The following is a 4,626-nucleotide window of genomic DNA, read 5'->3' as shown; positions in this document are numbered from 1 at the left end:
AGTGTGCGAGTAAAATATCTCCACTCAGAAATCCAATCGATCGAACGAATTGAAATTATTCAAGGTCTGCGGAATGGTGAATTTGATGTATTGATTGGGGTAAACTTATTGCGGGAAGGTTTGGATTTGCCGGAGGTATCTTTAGTCGCCATTCTCGATGCCGATAAAGAAGGATTCTTGCGTTCGACGCGATCGCTCATTCAAACAATCGGACGTGCGGCGCGACACATTCGCGGACAAGCAATCTTGTATGCCGATAAAATGACCGACAGTATGACAGCCGCGATCGACGAAACCGATCGTCGGCGTGGTATTCAATCAGCACATAATAAAGTAAATAATATTACGCCTTACTCGATCGTCAAAACAGGTACTAATTCGATCCTCCAATTTCTCGATCTCTCACGCCGACTGAATGCCCAACAATTGGAGACAGTCATCGAGCATGTCGATGAATTAACCCTCGAACAAATTCCCGATGCGATCGTCCAATTGGAGGCCGAAATGAAAGTAGCAGCAAAAGAATTAGAATTTGAAAAAGCCGCAACATTACGCGATCGTATTAAACAATTGCGCGGTAAATTAGTTGGAAATTCTTCAAAATGACTCTAGTTACCGTCAAATGGAGCTTAGATGAATATCACCAAATGATTGGCTCGGGATTGTTAGACGATCGATCTTTAGAACTAATCGACGGGGAAATCATTGAGATGTCACCAGAAGGTGTAGCGCACTCCTTTTATTGTCGAGGTACCGCTAAATATCTCCGCTTGCTCTTGGGAGAACAAGCAGAAATTAGGTGAGCTTCACCCAATTACTCTACCTAATAACTCGGAGCCAGAGCCAGATATTGCGATTGTCAGAACTCCCGATACTCTATATCAAACTCGTCATCCATTCCCCGAAGATATATTTTGGTTAATCGAGATCGCCAATACGACTCTAGTCAAAGATTTGGGAGCGAAGCGAGATCTATATGCGCTCGCAGGCATCCCTGAATATTGGGTAATGAATTTACAAACATTAGAATTGGTCGTGTTTAGAGATCTTATCGACAATGAATATCGCTCTGAAATTTGCTTGAGTAGTGGTACTATTTCACCACTAGCTTTTTCAGAGCTTTCGATCGATATCTCTCGATTATTTCGTTAATATATCGATCGCATTGTTTGCATCCTCTCTTAAATAATGTCAGCAACATTGGCTCGGTTAAATCTACTATTCCCCACTTTCGACTACTAGATCCTCGTAAACTCGATCGATCTCAAAGCTGAAATTCACACTAGTTAATTCAACTAGATCGCCAGAACTATAAGTGATAAATTCCCACATTCCAGCAGTTGGTTGGCGATACACATCAAAGTGGATCCGATCGGTACTAATGAGGACGTATTCTTGGAGAGTAGGTGACTGGCGGTATAAACCAAACTTCTCGCCTCTGTCATAAGCTTCAGTACGCGGGGATAAAACTTCGATAATCAGATAAGGGTGAGTGATAAAATTGCTGGCACTGCGATCGTGAACATCGCCACTGACGCTCAGATCTGGATAACAGAAAGAGTTAGATTCTAATGTCTGTACTTTAGTCCGATTTCCGAACACCCGACATACGGTGCCGTGAAATCGCTCTTGGAGCATGTTACTCAAGTTTGTCGCCACAACAATAGCTCGATCTAATGTTTCATCAGCAACGCGGCGGATGCTACCATCGATGAATTCGTAGCGAAACTCTTGCTGTGCTTCCCACTCCAGATATACTGATGGGGTGAAGTGTGAAAAATGTTCGGTGTCAGAAATCATCAGATACAGCACCTATTATTCAATGTCCTATAGAGTCACTATAAGATAAAAATAGTTAGTATTAGAGAAATGAATTACAGGAGATCCGCTCGTGCAAACTCGTAAACTCGGCAATTCTCTTTCAGAGAGGCTTCGCCAACGCGGACTGGTAGTTTCGGCTCTGGGGCTGGGCTGTATGGGCATGTCTGGGGTGTATGGTGCCGCAGATGAAGAGATGGCGATCGATACCATTCATCAAGCGATCGATCTGGGTGTGACGTTCCTAGATACGGCGGATGCTTATGGCAAGGGACATAATGAGACACTAATCGGCAAAGCAATTCGCGATCGCCGCGATAAGGTTGTCATTGCCACCAAATTTGGGCTGAGTGACGTCAGCACAGGTGGATATACCATCCCCGTCAACGGTCGTCCCGAGTACGTGCGCTCGGCTTGTGAGGCGAGTTTGCGGCGGTTGGGAGTAGAGACGATCGACTTGTACTATCAGCATCGTGTCGATCCGCATACGCCGATTGAAGATACGGTGGGGACGATGGCAGAATTAGTCACAGAAGGCAAAGTCCGATTCTTAGGCTTATCAGAGGCATCCGCCGCCACGATCCGCCGCGCTCATGCGGTACATCCGATTGCCGCTTTGCAAAGCGAGTACTCGCTCTGGAGTCGGGATGTGGAGGCAGAAATCTTGCCTACTTGCCGCGAACTGGAAATCGGGTTTGTACCCTGGAGTCCCCTCGGACGCGGCTTTCTCACTGGGCAGATTAGAACTTTTGACGATTTAGAGCCAAACGACTGGCGACGCACCTCACCGCGATTTCAGGGCGAGAATTTTGGGCGCAATTTAGATTTAGTCGCGCAGGTGCAACAGATGGCACATGACAAAAATTGTACGCCAGCTCAACTAGCGATCGCCTGGTTGCTCCAGCAAGGCGAGGATATCGTGCCGATTCCCGGTACCAAGCGCGTTTCTTACTTGCTCGATAATCTCGGCGCGTTGGAGATCGAGTTAACAGATCGAGAACTCGATCGCATTAATTCAATTCTGCCTCAAGGTGCTGCTTCAGGCGATCGTTATCCCGCCGCAATGATGCAAATGGTCAATCTCTAACCGCACATTCATGAGCGCAAACGTAAATATTGATTTTTACTACTCCATTGGCAGCCGTTATTCATATCTAGCTGCCACTCAAATTGAAGCGATCGAACAGCAAACTAGTTGTCAGATAGAATGGCATCCTATTAATAGCGTGCGGCTAATTTCTCAGCGCGAATGTAGTCCATTTGCGGGTAAACCCTCTGGACAATATGAATGGACTTATCGCGAACTGGATGCAATCCGATGGGCTAAATTATATGGAGTTCCATTTGTCGAACCGCGCGGACGGGTACATTTCGATTCAGAGTTGTTAGCGCGGGCATGTACGGCAGCGAAGCAGTTTGGCAAGGTGGAGGAGTACAGTCACCTACTATTCGCAGCGATGTTCCAGGGTTCGCAATCTAAAATCGAGCAGCAAGAATGTATCGGTTTTGCCGAGTTATGTGGTATTTCCGCGCTGAAATTTCAGGCGGCATTGATATCGCCAGCAACAACAGAGCGGCTTGATGAAACAATTAACCGCGCTCATCATGCTGGCGTATTTGGCGTGCCGACATTTATTGCTTTGGACGAGCTATTCTGGGGAAACGATCGCCTTGTTTTATTAATTCATTTCCTGAGCGATCTCCACTGAGATCCCTAGATTTATGAAGGCTAAATCAACCGATCGTTCCGATTAGGCGAGGTCGAATAATAGGACTTCCGCATTAGCTGCGGTCGTTAGTTCTAATAATTCTGGTGTACTAATTTGGACGCCATCACCTGCTACCAAGGATTCGCCGTTGAGCGTAAGGTCGCCGCTGGCTACTTGCAGCCAGACATACCGCTGCGGCTCCATCTCAAATGTCAGGCGGTCGCCAGCCCCGAGAAGTGCTGCATACAGGTTCAGATCTTGATGCACTATTACCGAGCCGTCGCGCCCGTCTGGGGACGCCACCAGCCGAAGTTTGCCCTGCTTATCGGCTGGGGAGAATTGACGTTGGTCGTAACGGGGTGTGATATTTTGCCTGTCGGGGAGGATCCAGATTTGCAATAAGTGGACTGGTTCGGTATCTGAATTATTGAATTCACTGTGTTGAATACCAGTCCCCGCACTCATGATTTGGACATCGCCCGGTCGAATTACCGCACCAGTACCGAGACTATCTTTGTGCGCCAACTCTCCGGCAAGTACATAGGTCAAAATTTCCATGTCCCGATGTCCGTGCGTGCCAAATCCCGCTCCAGGCGCAACCCGATCGTCATTAATGACGCGCAACGATCGAAACCCCATCCGCTGCGGGTCGTAAAAATTGCTAAATGAAAATGTATGGTAACTGTCTAGCCAGCTAATTTTGGTATGACCGCGCAGGTCGCCAGGGTGAATTGTATTTACAGCAGTTGTACTCATTTAACTATCCTCATCTCTAATTAAAGAACGACACATCGAGAGAATCATTACCTCTTACCTCTTACCTCTTACCTCTTACCTCTTACCGCCACCGCTCTCTAATCAAACGCACGCCCTAAGAAACCTCAGCGCGTGCGTTTAACTTACTATTATCGATTTGCTGGAAAAAATCCTAGCCGAGGCACTAATAGTTGTAACGTGCGTTACGGACTATTTTAAGGAGCTAGCTGCCTGAGTTAGTAATTCGCCTAATTGTTTTACTTTAGCCGCAGCACCAGGATCGGCGCTGGCAGCAGCGTCAGTAGTAGTTTTACCGATACCTGCAAGCACTTCTGCTAAGGAC

The 4,626-nt window shown here is 47.0% G+C and carries 7 protein-coding genes; 5 read left to right on the top strand and 2 right to left on the bottom strand.

What is annotated here, in order from left to right:
• The 3 genes from RMO35_RS11485 to RMO35_RS11475 form a co-directional block, all read left to right on the top strand.
• The coding region (locus tag RMO35_RS11485; protein WP_309741336.1) for a helicase-related protein at window positions 1-606 on the top strand (606 nt) is incomplete at its 5' end.
• Entirely contained in the window at window positions 603-803 is a 201-nt protein-coding gene (locus tag RMO35_RS11480) for a hypothetical protein (protein WP_309741334.1), read from the top strand. The genes RMO35_RS11485 and RMO35_RS11480, both read left to right, overlap by 4 nt.
• Window positions 742-1,152, top strand: a complete 411-nt coding sequence (locus RMO35_RS11475; protein WP_309741339.1) for a Uma2 family endonuclease — start codon at window positions 742-744, stop codon at window positions 1,150-1,152. The genes RMO35_RS11480 and RMO35_RS11475 overlap by 62 nt, the downstream gene beginning before the upstream one ends.
• Window positions 1,153-1,218: 66 nt before the next feature.
• Here RMO35_RS11475 and RMO35_RS11470 read toward each other — a convergent pair whose 3' ends face one another.
• A complete protein-coding gene (locus RMO35_RS11470) occupies window positions 1,219-1,800 on the bottom strand; it encodes a Uma2 family endonuclease (protein WP_309741329.1) in 582 nt (193 codons plus the stop codon).
• 91 nt (window positions 1,801-1,891) lie between these two features.
• Here RMO35_RS11470 and RMO35_RS11465 point away from each other — a divergent pair, with 91 nt between their 5' ends.
• Both RMO35_RS11465 and RMO35_RS11460 read left to right on the top strand, forming a co-directional pair.
• Window positions 1,892-2,905, top strand: coding sequence for an aldo/keto reductase (locus tag RMO35_RS11465; protein ID WP_309741328.1), 1,014 nt, complete (start codon window positions 1,892-1,894; stop codon window positions 2,903-2,905).
• 10 nt (window positions 2,906-2,915) lie between these two features.
• On the top strand, window positions 2,916-3,527 hold the full coding sequence (locus tag RMO35_RS11460) for a DsbA family protein (RefSeq protein WP_309741327.1): 612 nt from the start codon (window positions 2,916-2,918) through the stop codon (window positions 3,525-3,527).
• A gap of 42 nt (window positions 3,528-3,569) precedes the next feature.
• Here RMO35_RS11460 and RMO35_RS11455 read toward each other — a convergent pair whose 3' ends face one another.
• Window positions 3,570-4,283 (bottom strand): pirin family protein, encoded by a 714-nt coding sequence (locus RMO35_RS11455; protein WP_309741326.1) that lies wholly within the window; start codon window positions 4,281-4,283, stop codon window positions 3,570-3,572.
• Between the last annotated feature and the right edge of the window lie 343 nt (window positions 4,284-4,626).

It is taken from the genome of Chamaesiphon sp. OTE_20_metabat_361 (assembly GCF_031364565.1).
The sequence above is the reverse complement of the archived record's forward strand: the minus strand, read 5'-3'. Positions and strand labels throughout refer to the sequence as shown.

Coding starts and splice junctions, on each gene's coding strand:
- RMO35_RS11480 (WP_309741334.1), top strand. CDS start 603: ATGACTCTAGTTACCGTCAAATGGAGCTTAGATGAATATCACCAAATG.
- RMO35_RS11460 (WP_309741327.1), top strand. CDS start 2,916: ATGAGCGCAAACGTAAATATTGATTTTTACTACTCCATTGGCAGCCGT.
- RMO35_RS11470 (WP_309741329.1), bottom strand. CDS start 1,800: ATGATTTCTGACACCGAACATTTTTCACACTTCACCCCATCAGTATAT.
- RMO35_RS11455 (WP_309741326.1), bottom strand. CDS start 4,283: ATGAGTACAACTGCTGTAAATACAATTCACCCTGGCGACCTGCGCGGT.